This is a genomic window from Pseudomonas sp. AL 58 (assembly GCF_036348395.1).
Classification (GTDB): domain Bacteria; phylum Pseudomonadota; class Gammaproteobacteria; order Pseudomonadales; family Pseudomonadaceae; genus Aquipseudomonas; species Aquipseudomonas defluvii.
Genome location: NZ_JAZBQR010000007.1, coordinates 158,999 through 174,687, shown reverse-complemented (window position 1 = coordinate 174,687; position 15,689 = coordinate 158,999). Strand labels below are relative to the sequence as shown.

General features: G+C 62.0%; 8 protein-coding genes and 2 tRNA genes. 6 read left to right on the top strand and 4 right to left on the bottom strand.

Annotated features, from left to right (window positions below):
• The first annotated feature begins 116 nt into the window (after positions 1 to 116).
• Together UIA24_RS11270 and UIA24_RS11265 are read left to right on the top strand one after the other, a co-directional pair.
• Entirely contained in the window at positions 117 to 1,259 is a 1,143-nt protein-coding gene (locus UIA24_RS11270; RefSeq protein WP_330522864.1) for a TDT family transporter, read from the top strand.
• Positions 1,260 to 1,396: 137 nt separating this feature from the next.
• Entirely contained in the window at positions 1,397 to 3,271 is a 1,875-nt protein-coding gene (locus UIA24_RS11265) for an MFS transporter (RefSeq protein ID WP_099775544.1), read from the top strand.
• 15 nt (positions 3,272 to 3,286) lie between these two features.
• Here UIA24_RS11265 and sugE read toward each other — a convergent pair whose 3' ends face one another.
• Together sugE and rdgC are read right to left on the bottom strand one after the other, a co-directional pair.
• The gene (gene sugE, locus UIA24_RS11260; RefSeq protein WP_065760536.1) at positions 3,287 to 3,604 is read right to left on the bottom strand and encodes a quaternary ammonium compound efflux SMR transporter SugE; all 318 of its coding nucleotides are present in this window, start codon (positions 3,602 to 3,604) and stop codon (positions 3,287 to 3,289) included.
• 1,066 nt (positions 3,605 to 4,670) lie between these two features.
• On the bottom strand, positions 4,671 to 5,591 hold the full coding sequence (rdgC, locus tag UIA24_RS11255) for a recombination-associated protein RdgC (RefSeq protein ID WP_102053282.1): 921 nt from the start codon (positions 5,589 to 5,591) through the stop codon (positions 4,671 to 4,673).
• 159 nt (positions 5,592 to 5,750) lie between these two features.
• Between rdgC and UIA24_RS11250 the strand changes: the two genes are divergently transcribed.
• From UIA24_RS11250 to UIA24_RS11240, 3 genes are all read left to right on the top strand, one after another.
• Positions 5,751 to 5,826: transfer RNA gene (locus tag UIA24_RS11250), tRNA-Val, on the top strand.
• Between the two features lie 15 nt (positions 5,827 to 5,841).
• Positions 5,842 to 5,918 (top strand) — tRNA-Asp (locus UIA24_RS11245).
• A gap of 105 nt (positions 5,919 to 6,023) precedes the next feature.
• The gene (locus UIA24_RS11240; RefSeq protein ID WP_330522882.1) at positions 6,024 to 7,712 is read left to right on the top strand and encodes a molecular chaperone HscC; all 1,689 of its coding nucleotides are present in this window, start codon (positions 6,024 to 6,026) and stop codon (positions 7,710 to 7,712) included.
• Between the two features lie 4 nt (positions 7,713 to 7,716).
• Here the strand turns inward: UIA24_RS11240 and UIA24_RS11235 are convergent, their stop codons facing one another.
• Positions 7,717 to 10,383, bottom strand: a complete 2,667-nt coding sequence (locus UIA24_RS11235; RefSeq protein WP_330522863.1) for a J domain-containing protein — start codon at positions 10,381 to 10,383, stop codon at positions 7,717 to 7,719.
• Positions 10,380 to 11,060: a DUF1266 domain-containing protein gene (locus UIA24_RS11230; protein WP_099775541.1), complete on the bottom strand. Its 681-nt coding sequence runs from the start codon at positions 11,058 to 11,060 to the stop codon at positions 10,380 to 10,382. The genes UIA24_RS11235 and UIA24_RS11230 overlap by 4 nt, the downstream gene beginning before the upstream one ends.
• A gap of 338 nt (positions 11,061 to 11,398) precedes the next feature.
• On the opposite strand from UIA24_RS11230, the gene UIA24_RS11225 reads away from it, so the two are divergent.
• On the top strand, positions 11,399 to 15,463 hold the full coding sequence (locus tag UIA24_RS11225) for a sulfite reductase subunit alpha (RefSeq protein WP_330522862.1): 4,065 nt from the start codon (positions 11,399 to 11,401) through the stop codon (positions 15,461 to 15,463).
• Positions 15,464 to 15,689 lie beyond the last annotated feature (226 nt).

Here is a 15,689-nt window from a genome sequence, read left to right as displayed (position 1 = left end):
GAATTATCAGGTTGTATCGGCAAAATAGATAACAGTTAGAGAAATTACCCGTTTTATAGATATTAAAGGTGCCTCTACCATGGGCTCTACCTCACCAGAGGACAGGAGTGCAAACCATGCCATGCCCGACCAGCAGCGCCGTATCGCTGCGTCCGTTCCATCAACTGGCCCATCCACGCGAAGTGATTCGCCAGTTCACGCCTAACTGGTTCGCCGTCACCATGGGGACCGGTGTTCTTGCCTTGGCGCTCAAGCAGGCGATGCCAGCGCTGAGTGGCGTGGCCGAGGCCTTGTGGCTGCTGACGATCGCTTTATTCATTCTATTCAGCGGCGTCTATGCGGCGCGTTGGGTGTTGTACTTTCATGAGGCACGCAGGATCTTTGCCCACTCTACGGTTTCCATGTTCTTTGGGACGATTCCGATGGGCCTGGCAACGATTCTCAATGGTGCCCTGCTGTTCGGCCTTGAACGCTGGGGGCAGGGAATCTTGCCGTGGGTCGAGGCGCTGTGGTGGTTCGACGTGGCACTGGCCGTGCTCTGCGGCGTGGCCATTCCGTACCTGATGTTCACCCGTCAGGAGCACAGCATCGATCAGATGACCGCCGTCTGGTTATTGCCGGTGGTGGCTGCCGAGGTGGCGGCGGCCAGCGGTGGCCTGTTGGCGCCGCATCTGGCGGATCCGCATCAGCAGTTCCAGGTGTTGATCGTCAGCTATGTGTTGTGGGCGGTCTCGCTGCCGGTGGCGTTCAGCATCCTGACCATCCTCTTGTTACGCATGGCCCTGCACAAGTTGCCCCATGCCAGCATGGCGGCTTCAAGCTGGCTGGCCTTGGGGCCGATTGGTACCGGCGCCTTGGGCATGTTGTTGCTGGGCAGCGATGCACCTGCCGTGTTTGCCGCCAACGGCCTGGGCGGGCTCGGCGAGATTGCCCGGGGTATTGGCCTGATCGCCGGCATCGTGCTGTGGGGCTGCGGCTTGTGGTGGTTGCTGACAGCGGTGCTGATTACCCTGCGATACATGCGCCACGGCATGCCGTTCAACCTTGGTTGGTGGGGCTTTACCTTTCCGTTGGGGGTGTATGCCCTGGCAACGCTGAAGCTCGCCGCCTGGCTTGAATTGGGCTTCTTTCAGATCATCGGCAGTGTGTTGGTGCTGGCGCTGATCGGCCTCTGGCTGCTGGTGGCCAGCCGGACGCTGCGTGGCGCCTGGCGTGGTGAGCTGTTCGTGTCGCCGTGTATTGCGGATCTTCGGGCCTGAGTGCTCTGTAGGTGCTGGTCTTGCAGGTGGCTCGGTTGCTGGCAAGACCGGCTCCTGCAAGGGCGTTTGTGCTACAACTGTGGCTTTTACGGCACAGCTGACCTCCAATAACAAAGCCCCATGCAGGTACACGGACGATGAGTCACCCCTCGCAATTCACATTGCTCGGCAAGCGCCGATTTCTGCCGTTTTTCATTACCCAGTCGCTGGGTGCCTTCAATGACAACATCTTCAAGCAGTCGTTGATTCTCGCCATTCTCTACAAGCTCAGCATCGAGGGTGACCGGTCGATCTGGGTCAACCTGTGTGCGCTGCTGTTTATCCTGCCGTTCTTTCTGTTCTCTGCACTGGCCGGGCAGTTTGGCGAAAAGTTCGCCAAGGACGCATTGATCCGTGTGATCAAGCTGGCCGAGATCGGCATCATGGCGGTCGGTGCCATTGGTTTTCTCACCAATCACCTGGCGCTGATGCTGTTGGCGTTGTTTGCCATGGGCACCCATTCGGCGTTGTTCGGCCCGGTCAAGTACTCGATCTTGCCGCAGGCGCTGCATGAGGAAGAGTTGGTGGGGGGTAACGGCCTGGTTGAGATGGGCACCTTTCTCGCCATCCTGGCGGGCACCATTGGCGCGGGTGTGATGATGTCCAGTGGTCACTATGCCCCTGTGGTTGCGACCGCCGTGGTATCGGTGGCTGCGCTCGGTTACCTGTCCAGTCAATGGATTCCGCGTGCCGCTGCTGCTGCGCCGCAGATGAAACTGGACTGGAACATCTTCACCCAGTCCTGGGCGACCCTGCGCCTGGGCTTGAATCAGACCCCGGCGGTGTCGCGTTCGATCGTCGGCAACTCCTGGTTCTGGTTTGTCGGGGCGATCTACCTCACCCAGATTCCTGCCTACGCCAAAGACTGGCTGCACGGCGACGAGACCGTGGTCACCTTGGTATTGACCCTGTTCTCAGTGGGTATCGCGCTCGGTTCGCTGTTGTGTGAGCGCCTTAGCGGACGCAAGGTAGAGATCGGCCTGGTGCCGTTCGGCTCCTTTGGCCTGACCCTGTTTGGCCTGCTCTGGTGGTGGCATTCGGGCGATGTCGTGGCCGGGGCGCAGCCGCACGACTGGCTGACCCTGCTGGGTATGAGTCAGGCCTGGTGGATCATGCTGTCGATCCTCGGGCTGGGCGTATTCGGCGGCTTCTACATCGTGCCGCTGTATGCCTTGATCCAGTCGCGTACCGCCGAGAATGAGCGGGCCCGGGTCATTGCTGCGAACAACATCCTCAACGCACTGTTCATGGTGGTCTCGGCCATCGTCACCATTGTGCTGTTGAGTGTGGCCAAGCTGAGCATTCCACAGCTGTTCCTGGTGGTCTCGCTGCTGAACATCGCGGTCAACACCTACATCTTCAAGATCGTCCCCGAATTCACCATGCGTTTCATGATCTGGCTGCTCAGCCACTCCATGTACCGTGTCGAACACCGCGACCTTGAGTTGATTCCCGATGATGGTGCAGCCCTGCTGGTGTGCAACCACGTGTCCTTCGTCGATGCATTGTTGATCGGTGGTGCGGTGCGGCGGCCGATCCGTTTCGTGATGTATTACAAGATCTACCGCCTGCCGGTGCTCAACTTCATCTTCCGCACCGCTGGGGCCATCCCGATTGCCGGGCGCAAGGAAGACCCGCACATTTATGAACGGGCTTTCGAGAAAATAGCCGAGTGCCTGCGGCAGGGTGAGTTGGTGTGCATCTTTCCGGAAGGCAAACTGACCTCGGACGGTGAAATCGATGAGTTCAAAGGCGGTGTACGCCTGATCATCGAGCAGACACCCGTGCCGGTGATCCCGATGGCCTTGCAGGGCTTGTGGGGGAGTTTCTTCAGCCGGGATCCGGCCAAGGGCTTCTTCCGTCGCTTGTGGTCGCGGGTGACCCTGGTGGCCGGTACCGCCGTCCCGGTTGAGGCGGCAGAGCCGGCCGTATTGCGCGAGCGGGTCAGCGCGTTGCGTGGCACGGTGCGCTGACCCGGGTAGGGCAGGTCAGCTGGCGCTGACCTTCAGCCCGACCAGGCCGGTGACGATCAGGGCAACGCTGGCCAGGCGCATCAGGGCCATGGATTCGCCGAACAGGATAACCCCGGCGATCACCGTGCCCACTGCGCCGACGCCGGTCCAGATGGCATAGGCCGTGCCGAGCGGCAGCTCCTTCATGGCCAGGCCAAGCAAACCCAGGCTGACCAGCATGGCTGCAATGGTCAGCAGGGTGGGCAATGGGCGGGTAAAGCCGTCGGTGTACTTCAGGCCGACAGCCCAGCCGACTTCGAACAGGCCGGCACAAAACAGAATGATCCAGGACATGCAGTGTCTCCATCAGGTGATGGGGCCGTCCCCGGATTGATCACGCGATGCGTCGTGAGGTCGTCCTCACTGTGGGCATATAGAGTGCACAAACTCGAGGGGTAGGGCAATACGCCGGCGAGTACCGTAATAAGGCTGAGGCGCCATGTAGCGCCGTAAAGGCGGAACGGGGTATCGGGCCCGACATCGCGAATGGATATGCCTGCTTTCATCAGGGGTTAGGCATGTTTGTGGCGGGTGGCACTCGCCTTCGCGAACATATCCATTCCCTGCAGTGGCACCACCGGCTGGTTTCGCCTTTTACGGCGACCCACTTTTGAACGGCACAAAAGTGGGCAAAACGCCCTGTCCCGACATCCGGCCCTACGCTGCGCTTCGGGTGCCTTCCTTACGCCATCGCTCCCGTGTGGACGCGCCGACGGGCCATCCATGGCCCATCAGCACTTGCGAGGCATCCCTGCCTCGCACCCCACTACGCGACGGCTCCACTCAGCCTCCTGAAGGGACACCCTGCAGCGCCTGCCACTGCGCGCACTGACAAACAAAGCCCACGCAGGAAATCGACGCTATCCATCAAGGCGCCAACCTTGGCGCCGATGCTTTTCCATACGCTGACCTCGCGGGCGCCGCCAAATTGTCCCTTCAGGAGGTCGAACGCAGGCAGTGCGTAGTCGAGTGCCAGGCAGGGATGCCTGGCAAGGGCTGAGGGCCAGGAAGGCCCTTCAGCGCGGTCCCGGCGGGAGCACTGCCGGAGTGAGAGAACCCGCAGCGCAGCGGAGGGCCGGATGTTGGGACGAGGGTTTTGGTTACTTTTGTCCGACAAAAGTGACCCGCCGTAAAGGCGGAACGGGGTATCAGGCCCGACATCGCGAATGGATATGCCTGCTTGCATCAGCGGCGATAAAGGCTTGTGATTTGTGGCACTCGCCTCACGCGGTTATGAGCAGGCGTGCCTGCGATGGCATCGGTGAGGTGCCAGTGAGTGCGTGGTACCTCTATCACGGGCAAGACCAGCCACCCGCTCTCATGCAGGTGAACTGGCTTGCTCGCGATCTAGACGTTGCGCTTAGATCCCCTGGGGGATCTCTTCGCCACCCAGCGCTTCAAACAGGGCCGGCAGGAACTCACCGAAAGTGAGCATCATCAGGGTGAAGCTGGCATCGAGTTGGCCCAGGGCCTCATCACCACCGTCTTCCTCGGCCTGATCCTGCAGCAGCTCTTCGAACTTCAGGCGTTTGATCACCATCTTGTCGTCGAGCACGAAGGACAGCTTGTCCTGCCAGGCCAGCGACAATTGGGTGACTTGCTTGCCAGTGCCCAGGTGCATCTGGATCTCGTCGCTGGTCAGGTCCTGACGTTTGCAGCGAACGATACCGCCGTCTTCATGGGTGTCACGCAGCTCGCACTCATCCAGGACATAGAAGTCCGGGGCGGCTTGTTGGGTTTTCACCCACTCGGTCATGGTCGCGCTTGGGGCGATCTTCACGCTCAGTGGTCGTACGGGAAGCGAGCCCATCACTTCGCGCAGGGTGGAGAGCAGGTCTTCGGCACGCTTGGCGCTGGAGGCATTGACCAGAATCAGGCCCTGCTTGGGGGCGATGGCGGCGAAGGTTGCCGAGCGACGGATAAAGGCACGTGGCAGGAACGCCTGGATGATTTCATCCTTGATCTGATCACGTTCCTTTTTATAGACCTTGCGCATTTGCTCGGCCTCGATCTCGTCGATCTTCTCTTTAACCGCATCGCGCACGACACTGCCAGGCAGGATACGTTCTTCTTTACGTGCGGCGATCAGCAGGAAGTCCTGACTGACATGCACCAGTGGAGCGTCTTCACCCTTGCCAAATGGCGCGACGAAGCCGTAGGTGGTCAATTCCTGGCTGGCACAAGGGCGCGCTGGCTTGCTGGCCAGAGCGGTTTCCAGCGCCTCGGGGTCAAACGGGATGTCCTGGGTCAGGCGATAGATCAGCAGGTTTTTGAACCACATGGGGTGCATCTCTCCTTAACACATAAGGGGGGCATTATTCTCCGAGCAGCCGTCTCAGGCCAAGTCTGCTAAGTCGTTGGAAGGCTTGAAAAATTTTTTTAAAAAAGTGCTTGCCAGACTCTAAGGTGCTCCGTAGAATGCGCACCACACCGAGACGATGGGTGATTAGCTCAGCCGGGAGAGCATCTGCCTTACAAGCAGAGGGTCGGCGGTTCGATCCCGTCATCACCCACCACTTCTCAGTGTTAGCGCAGCGGTAGTTCAGTCGGTTAGAATACCGGCCTGTCACGCCGGGGGTCGCGGGTTCGAGTCCCGTCCGCTGCGCCATATTCAAGCTTCCAGGGCCCACTGAACACCCGGAAGCCACAAAGAAAGCGACCTTAGGGTCGCTTTTTTTGTTTCTCATTCCCGCTACTCAGGAAGAGTCCCATGATGCAGGATGCAAGCACCCCCCGTACGCCCTTGCTGGGTATCGACCTGGGTACCACCAACAGCCTGATTGCCGTCTGGCAGGACGGGCGAGCGCAGTTGATCCCCAACGCCCTTGGCGAATGGCTTACCCCGTCCGCAGTCAGCATCGATGAGGATGGCAGTATTCTGGTCGGTCAGGCGGCTCGCTCACGGCTGACCACGCACCCGGAACGTAGCGCAGCAGCGTTCAAACGCTTTATGGGCAGTGAAAAACGTCTGGAGCTTGCCGGCCAGACCTTCAGCCCTGAAGAGTTGTCTGCACTGGTGCTCGGTGCGCTCAAACAGGACGCGGAAGCCTGGCTGGGTTGCCCGGTAAGCGAGGCGGTGATTTCGGTGCCGGCTTACTTCAGCGATGAACAGCGTAAACGCACCTGTTTTGCTGCCGAGCTGGCCGGGCTCAAGGTACAGCGCCTGATCAACGAGCCTACCGCTGCCGCCATGGCCTACGGTCTGCATGAGCAGAAATTCGAGCGCACGCTGATTTTCGACCTGGGTGGCGGCACCTTCGATGTGACCGTACTGGAGTACGCCTTGCCGCTGATCGAGGTGCATGCCTCTACTGGCGACAACTACCTGGGGGGCGAGGATTTTACCCATGCACTGCTGCAGGCTTGTCTCAAGGACCTGCAACTGGCGACCGACAGCGTTGAGCCGCAAGCCCTGGCTTCGCTGTACGACGCTCTGGAGCAGATCAAGCGCAAGCTCAGCGAAGGTCCGCAGCACGTGCAGTGGCGTTGTGCCGGTGAGCTGCGCGAGTGGTCGTTGGATGAAGCGCGTGCGCAAAAGATCTGGGAACCCTTGCTGACGCGCCTGCGCGCCCCGGTGGAGCAGGCGTTGCGTGATGCCCGGCTGAACCCGCGCGACCTCGATAGCCTGGTGCTGGTGGGAGGCGCCACGCGTATGCCGGTGGTCCAGCAGATGGTTGCCACCTTGTTTGGGCGTTTGCCTTACCGGCATCTTGACCCCGACACCATCGTTGCCTTGGGGGCGGCCAGCCAGGCCGCGTGCAGGGCACGTGACCAGGCCATCGAAGAGCTGATCCTGACCGATGTGTGCCCCTATACACTGGGTGTTGCAGCCATGCGCGGTGAAAGCCGGCGCCAAGCATTTGTGCCGATCATCGAGCGTAATACAGTCATTCCAACCTCGCGGGTCGAGCGCTTTCAGAGTACTCATCCCGAACAGAAAACCGTGCGCATCGAGGTCTATCAGGGGGAGCGACCCTGGGTGAGCGACAACATCTTCATCGATGCATTCGATATCGAGTTGCCGCAGGCCGGCCGGATTCAGTCCATGGATGTGCGTTTCAGTTACGACATCAATGGCCTGTTGGAAGTGGATGTTGCCCTGGAGGACGGCGAGCGCCACAGTCATGTGATCGACCGCAGCCCCGCAGGGCTCGACGACGCGGCCCGGGCGGCCAGCCATGGTCGCCTGGCGGCGTTGAAGATTCACCCGCGCGATGCGCTGCCCAACCGTGCACTGCTGGCGCGTCTGGAGCGTGCCTGGATGCAATGCCTGGGTGAGCAGCGTGATCAGGTCGGTCAGTGGCTTGAAGCCTTTACTGCAGTGCTGGGTAACCAGCATGCGCAGGACATCAACAGCACTCGCCAGCGCCTGAATACAGCGCTGGACGAGCAGGGCCTCTGAGCCGCTAAGCGTTCAGGCGCCGCAGGGCGGCTTGCAGGCCGCCTTCCAGTGCATGCTTTTCGCCACCGGGTGGTACACCGTAACGGTTCGGCAGGCTGTCGCCGGGCAAGACCAGCAGCACCAACGGCAGGAACGGCAGCACGATGGTCAGGGCCATGCCAATCAGCAGCATGGCTACGCCAAACCCGATGTCATGCAGCCGCCGCAGGATGATGCTCAGTTGCACCAGCACGGTAACGGCCACGATCCCTAGCGCCACCTGCGCGTTGCCGCTGGCGAGGCTCAGAAAAACAGCCAATCCCTGGCACATCAGGCTCTGTTGGGCGCAGGCAACACGCCCCAGGCGGCTGTTCAGGCTCAGCATGTTCCATTCTGATACCGGTTGGCTGCCCGATCTGGCCAGCATCAGGCGCTCGCTCCAGGACAACAGCGCCGCCAAGGCCAGGCGCAGGCCTGGTCCATGGCGCGGATCATCCTTGGCCTGCTGCAGTTGGCGCAGAACCTTGGTGCGCGGCACGCCGGTACGGTTCTCCACCAGCACCAGCCTGCGCAGGGTATCGACGCCGAGATAGAAGGCGCTGCTGTCGATGCCTTGCTGCTCTTCGAGGATCTCCCGGGGTGGGCGTACCGGTTCGCCCTTGATCAAGCCATCCCGGAATGACTCGAACCAGGCATCGGAGCAGGCGATCCCGGCGATATTGTTCAGCAGTACACGGTGCTGCTCGGCATCCAGGGTCGGGTCCTGATAGAGCACGCCACAGAGCAACATCAAGCCCAGCAGATCATCGCTGAAGGTGTCGTAATCGCTCACGACGCAGTCGTACAGGCGTGTGTTGCTCAGCAGCCTGGCACTGCCCAACGCCTGAGGCACGGTGAGCAGGTTCAGTGCGACGTCGTTCTGCACAGGCTCCTCTTCTGACAGCCAGCCCAGCAAGCCATTGAAGTGGCCTTCCTGTTGATGCACGCGCTGCAACAGCGGCAGTACGCGCGACAGTGGATGCCCGGTGTCGGCACGCATGCTGTGAAGCAGTGCAGGGGAAATCAGTGTCAGCCAGCGCAGCGGGTCGGACATCAGGGCAATGAAGAACAGCGCTTGCCGGTGCCATTCCCACAGCTGTTCACCGTCAGGTTGGGGCGGCAATACAACGCCCTCGCGATTGAGGACTGCGAGCATCTTTACCCCAAACGGTAGCGAGGCAATGAGCTCCTGTTCAAAGGCGCTGTCCAGGCGCGTCCATTGCGCTGCAGTAAAGGCCTTGAGCCGGCGCAGCCAATGTTGGGTGACGTCCAGTGCCAGGTCCTGACCCAACAGCGGGTTCAGTTGCACGCTGTCATCCGGTGCGTTGATAAAGGCTGTCAACGCCTGTGGAATGGGGGCGTGCTGCAGCCAGTACAGGTGTTGTTCGGCCTGGTACTTGAGGCCTTCCAGCACCAGTGCATCGAGCACATCGTTGCTGTCGGGTTCGGCCAGCAGGCGTTCCAGCAGGGCGGTGTCGCCACGGTGCAATGCCCAGGCCTGTCGATACAGGTTCGTTAACCCCGCATCGTCAGGCTCATCGAGCAGTAACGCCAGCAATGGCAGTTCATCACCGTCCAGGCGCCAGTTCACATAAGCCCCCGCAAGGCCTCCGAGGTTCTGGCGACCGGCGTTGAGCCAGCGGGTCAACGTCTCCGGGCGCTGCGCCGGGCTGCCCCAGGCCTGGGCTGGCTCACTCAGGTTGTTCGGCCAGTCGCGGAAATGCTCGCGGCGGTCGAACGCTTGAATCAGCAGCGGCAGGCGCTGTGGCTGGTGTTTGCCGCACAGTTCGAGCAGCCACTGTGCAGCCTGCGGATGCTGGTGCTCGCGCCACAAGCGCACCCAGCCGCTCAGGGCTTGCTCTTCCAGGCCAAGGGCACTGCACTGACGGGCCAGCAGGTACAGCCAGTCGACATCATCCGGTGCGTGCCGATGTTTTTCCGCACACAGTGCGTAGAGGGTCTTGCTTGCAACATCGGCCTGGGTGAGTTGTACCAGCAGACGCTGCAGCCAGGCGTCGTCGTTCGGCAGCGGCAGGCAGGTAGGCTGGTTGACGAAGTCGCGGAGCTCGTCCAGCGGCCGTTCCTGATAGAGGTGTTCCAGGGTGTTCAGGTACCAGAGGGTTTCGATCTGTGCCGGTGGTGGCCAGGACGAGATCGTTGCGGTATCGAAGAGGTCTGGCTGTGCGATGCGTTCGATAAACGCTTCGACCTGCTCGACGTTATCGATACGCAGCAGGTTGCCCTGCCAGTCCAGCCGCTCGGCCAACAGGCGTGCGCAATTGTTGGAGATCGGCCCGCTGTCGATCAGCCGCTCCAGCAGGCTCCAGCGCAGCGCTTCGACAACCTCAAGTGAGACGCTGTCGAAGCGTTCGATATAGCTCCGCCAGGCGGCCGGGTCGAAACGTCGTGCGCCGTCGCTGAACAGTTCGTCGAATGCGTCCAGCAGCTCGCGGGTCGGGCTTTGCTCATCGTCGGCGTCTGCGGTTTCGACGCTACGGGCTTCCTTCAGTGCGGCCTCGTAGGCTTCACGCAAGGCCTGAAAACCTTGTGGGTCGGTTTCCGGATGATGCTCTGGCAGGCGCGTACGGTAGGCGCTGCGGATGGCGTCCTGATCGCGGGTAGGCTCGATGCCCAGGGATATCCAGCAGCTCATGACCAGTTGAACTCCGCAAGCGAGTCAGGTTTTTGTGGCAGGTTCAGGGGCAGGTCCCAAGGCAGTTCGGCAAACAGTTCGGCGGCGTCCTGAGCGAGGGCCCGAGCGCTGCAGCGGCTCCAGTAGGCGTAGCCTTCGCGGTCAAGGGCGTGGCCGAGCTCGTCGTCTGCGCTGTCCAGGCAGCACCAGTACATGCGGCCGGTCATGTAGCCGCCCAGGTAGGTGCTCCAGCTGTTGTAGTAATGACGTGCCCTCAAGGCCAGTCGGCTGTGTAGCCAGAGGCTTTCATCAAGGTTGATCCAGCCGCTGCGCAGGCCGTTGCGCAGCAGGAAACCCATGCGCCCCAGGTCCCAGGCACGAATGCCGCCGTGGCCGCATTCGCTGAAGGTCCGACTGGCAAACTCATGCAGCGCGCGTTGCCGTGGCGCCAGGCCGTCGAGCAGGGCCGACCATTCACTGGGCAGGCAGCGCTGCCAGTTCCAGTAAGCCTCGAGCATCCCGCTGGCATGGCCACGGTCGGCCATGTAGAGCATCTCGAGCAACTGCTCGCGATTGCTGATGCCCCAGCCGTCCTGCAGGTCCATCTCGATGTAGTCCGGGGCGGTGTAACTGGAACCGTTGAGGGCTGCCATGGGGGCAGAAAGGGCGTACAGCCAGCGCTGTTCTATTTCTTCCATGAAAAATGCTCCTGAGCCGGCGGGGGAGTGGAGAGCGCCGGCACTAATTGGCGCGAATTGTAGAGACCTGGCTGGTTAGCAGCAAACTGCAGTCTTCAGCACCTGCCTCGCACTGGTGCGGGTTGTTCCGCAATGGTGCGTTGCTACCCCTGTGGTGTTGGTTTGACGCCGCAGATAACGGGGTATTGCAGTTTGGCGCGGCCCTTGCTTTGGCTTGTTCATCAGGCAATCAACGCAGATTGCTCTATTCACGACAAAGGCGCCGTGTCGCTCCCGCTTGCAACGCAAGCAGGAGCGGCAGGGCGCCTTTTTGTTTTGCCTAAGCAGGAGACCGGGTAATGACCCAGACAACCGTGCGCAGCGTCTGCCCCTATTGCGGCGTCGGCTGCGGCATTGTCATGACCGTGGCCGAAAACCGGGTAATCAAGGTCAGTGGTGACAAACAGCACCCAAGCAATTTCGGGCGACTCTGCACCAAAGGGCAGACCTGCCATCAGCCGCTGCGCGAGTCGGGGCGCATGGAGCAGGCCTTTGTCCGTCACTCGCGTCAGCGCGACCCGGTGCAGACCGCAATTGATCAGGCGATCGACGAGGCGGCCCGGCGCCTGAAGACCCTCCTCGTCGAGCATGGCCCGGATGCCCTGGCGTTTTACGTTTCCGGGCAGCTGTCGCTGGAGGCCCAGTACTTGATCAACAAGCTGGCCAAAGGCTTCGTGCGCAGCCGGCATATCGAGTCCAACTCCCGGCTGTGCATGGCCAGCGCGAGCAGTGGCTACAAACTCTCGCTGGGCGCGGATGGCCCGCCTGGCAGCTATGAGGACTTCGACCACAGCGAGCTGTTCTTTGTCATTGGCGCCAACATGGCGGACTGTCATCCGATCCTATTTCTGCGCCTGCTTGACCGGCGCAAGGCCGGTGCCCGGCTGATTGTGGTCGACCCCAGGCGCACCGCGACAGCGGAAAAGGCCGACCTGTTCTTGCAGATCAAACCCGGCACCGACCTGGCACTGCTCAATGGTCTGTTGCACCTGTTGTTGATCAACGGCGCGGTGGATACGGCGTTCGTTGAGCGCTTTACCGAGGGCTGGGAGGCCATGCCGGACTTCCTGCAGGACTATGCGCCGGCGCAGGTGGCGCAGATTACTGGCCTGGCCGAAGCCGATATCCGCAAGGCCGCCGAGTGGATCGGCCAAGCACCCGCGTGGCTCAGCTGCTGGACCATGGGCCTGAACCAGAGTATTCACGGCACCTGGCAGACCAATGCGCTGTGCAACCTGCACCTGGCCACCGGGGCGATCTGCCGCCCCGGCTGCGGACCGTTTTCGCTGACGGGCCAGCCCAATGCCATGGGCGGACGTGAGATGGGCTACATGGGGCCGGGGTTGCCCGGCCAGCGTTCGGCGCTGGTAAAGGCTGACCGTCATTTCGTTGAGGACCTCTGGCAGGTGCCGCGTGGCAGCCTGAGGGCCGAGGCCGGAGACGGCACCGTCGCCATGTTCGAGGGCATGGCTGCAGGGCGGATCAAGGCCTGCTGGATCATCTGCAGTAACCCAGTGGCCAGTGTCGCCAACCGTCAGCAGGTGATCGAGGGCCTGCAAACGGCCGAGCTGGTCATCACCCAGGACGCCTTTCTCGATACCGAAACCAATCGCTATGCCGATATCCTCCTGCCGGCAGCGCTCTGGGCTGAAGCCGATGGGGTAATGGTCAACTCCGAGCGCAACCTGACCCTCACGGCGCAGGCCGTCGAGCCACCGGGCGCGAGCCTGGCGGACTGGCAACTCATCGCCCGAGTGGCCTGTGCGATGGGCTATGAGGCTGCGTTCAGCTACACCTGTGCCGAACAGATTTTCGATGAACTGCGCCAGGCCTGGAACCCCGACACAGGTTACGACCTGCGCGGTATCAGTTACCCCTTGTTGCGCCAGGCGCCACGGCAATGGCCCTGTGCACCCGATCAGGCTGATACACGGCACCCGCAACGCTACCTGAATGACGGTATCAGTCAGCGGCTGCACGAGGACGCCCAAGGCCAGCGGCCGTCACTCGCCTTTGCTACGGTCAGTGGCAAAGCACGCTTTTTTGCCCGGCCCTACCTGCCTCCAGCGGAGCTACCGGACGAAGCTTACCCGCTGGTGCTCAATACCGGGCGGGTACAGCACCATTGGCACACCCTGACCAAGACCGGCAAGGTCAGCGCGTTGAATGCGCTGGAGCCTGGCCCGTACCTGGAAATTCACCCCGAAGATGCACGGCAATTGGGTATCGCTGAGCACGATCAGGTGCAGGTTCGCTCCCGGCGTGGTGAGGCGTTATTGCCGGCGCGCCTGAGTGAGCGGGTACTGCCTGGCAACTGCTTCGCCCCCTTTCACTGGAATGATGTCTATGGCGAGCGTTTGGCGATCAATGCACTGACCAGCGATGCCATCGACCCGGTTTCCCTGCAACCTGCGTTCAAGTACTGCGCCGTGGCCCTCAGCCGGGTTGCCGGTGAACGTATTGCCGCTGTTGAACTGCCGGTCCACACGCTTCAGGAGTCTGCGACCATGCCGATCGAAACCCTCAGCCAACTGCTCGGCCTGAACAACCGCGTTGAACTGGCTTTGGCCGAGGATGAACAACTGTATATGCAGGGTTATGTGCTGGGTCTGCGTAACAGCCCTCAGCAGGGCGTACCGAGCTTGCCGGTCAATGCACCACTGGCGCCGGCGCGGCGTCTGTTGGTGGAAGGGTTGCTGGCGGGGTTGTTTTCGCGCAGTACCTCGGTACAGGCCCCTGCAATCCAGGCCCCGGAGCCTGCCGAAGCCACTAGCCATTGGCTGCTCTGGGCTTCGCAGACCGGCAACGGCCAGGCTCTGGCGCAACACTGTGCGCAGCGTTTGCGGGAGGCCGGTCTGGCTGTTCAGGTGAGCAGCATGGAGCAGGTCAGCCTTGAGCAGGTGAGCAACGCCGCCAGCCTGCTGCTGGTGGCGAGCACGTTTGGCGATGGTGAGGCACCGGATTGCGCCAAGGCCTTTTGGCAGGCCCTGCAGGCCGCGTCCGCCAACCACTGCACCGGGCTGCGCTACGCGGTACTGGCCCTGGGAGACTCCAGCTACGCAGAGTTCTGTGGTTTCGGCCGCAAGCTGGACCAGCGTCTGGCGGAGCTTGGCGCTGTGCGCCTGCTGGAGCGGGTCGAGTGCGAGCCGGACTTCGACGAGCCGGCCGAGCAGTGGCTGGGCACGCTGGTGACGGCCCTTGGGCAGGCGCCAAGTGCAGCGGCGCCAGCGGTCACGTCCTCGGCGGCGACAGCGCCAACCTTCAGCAAGCAGCAGCCGTTGCCGGTAAGGGTGGTGGAAAACCGCCTGCTCAATGCGCCCGGTGCCGCCAAGGAAACCCGGCACGTGGTGTTCGATCTTGCGAGCAGCGGCCTGACGTATCAGGCGGGCGACGCCTTGGGCGTCTGGCCGCGCAACTGCCCGGCACTGGTCGAAGAGCTGCTGAGTGCCATGAAACTTGACGGGGAGGCGAGTGTCAGCCTCAAGGGCCAGCCACCCATGCCGTTGCGTAGCGCACTGCGCGATCGACTGGAGATTGCCCGTATCACGCCTGCGCTGCTCGAACAGGTCGCCCGCTGCAGTGCTGATCCTGAGTTGCAAGGCCTGCTGGAGCCGGCGCACAACGCCGCGTTGCAGGACTGGCTATGGGGGCGGCAACTGGTCGATCTGCTGCAGCAGTTTCCCGTAAGCATGCCGCTCGACACCTGGCTGAGCCTGCTCAAACCCCTGCAGCCGCGTTTGTACTCCATCAGTTCAAGCCCGTTGTTGCACCCGCAGCAGGTTCACCTGACGGTTTCGACGGTGCGCTACCGCCAGCGTAAAGGTGTGTGTTCGACCTTCCTCGCTGATCGTGCCGAAGCCGGGCAGGTTGGGATCTTTGTGCAGCCCTCGGCTCATTTCCGCGTACCGAGCGATGATACGGCGCCGCTGATCATGGTCGGGCCGGGGACCGGGATCGCACCGTTCCGGGCGTTTCTCCAGGAGCGTCAGGCGCGCGGCGCCCGAGGGCGCAACTGGCTGCTGTTCGGCGAGCAGCGCGCTGACAGTGATTTTTACTACCGCGACGAGTTGCTGGCCTGGCAACGCGATGGCCACCTGACTCGGCTCGACACGGCGTTCTCCCGTGACCAGGCAGAGAAGGTCTATGTACAGCAGCGCATGCTGGAGCAGGGCGCCGAGCTGTGGCGCTGGCTGGAGGCGGGCGCGTACTTCTATGTCTGTGGCGATGCCGGACGCATGGCGCGGGATGTGGAGGCCGCGCTGCAGCAGGTGGTGGCCGAGCACGGTGGGATGAGCACCGAGCAGGCCGGCGAATATGTTGCGGCGTTAGGCCGGGCCAAACGCTACCGGCGAGATGTGTACTGAAATGCCCCAGAACGGGTAGCACTGCACCAGGATGGCGCCGCGGGAGGCCTAGAGTTTGCGGCGATGCCCTTGAATAGGCGGGGTTGGCGCAGTTGGCACGGTATCTGCTGAAGACACATTACAACGTCCAGGGGTGATCAACGGCGATCCGCCCCACGGACCACGACTATGAACGACCAGGCAAAGGCGCCTGGAGCTTCGGCTCCAGGCGCCTTTTTTTGTGGGT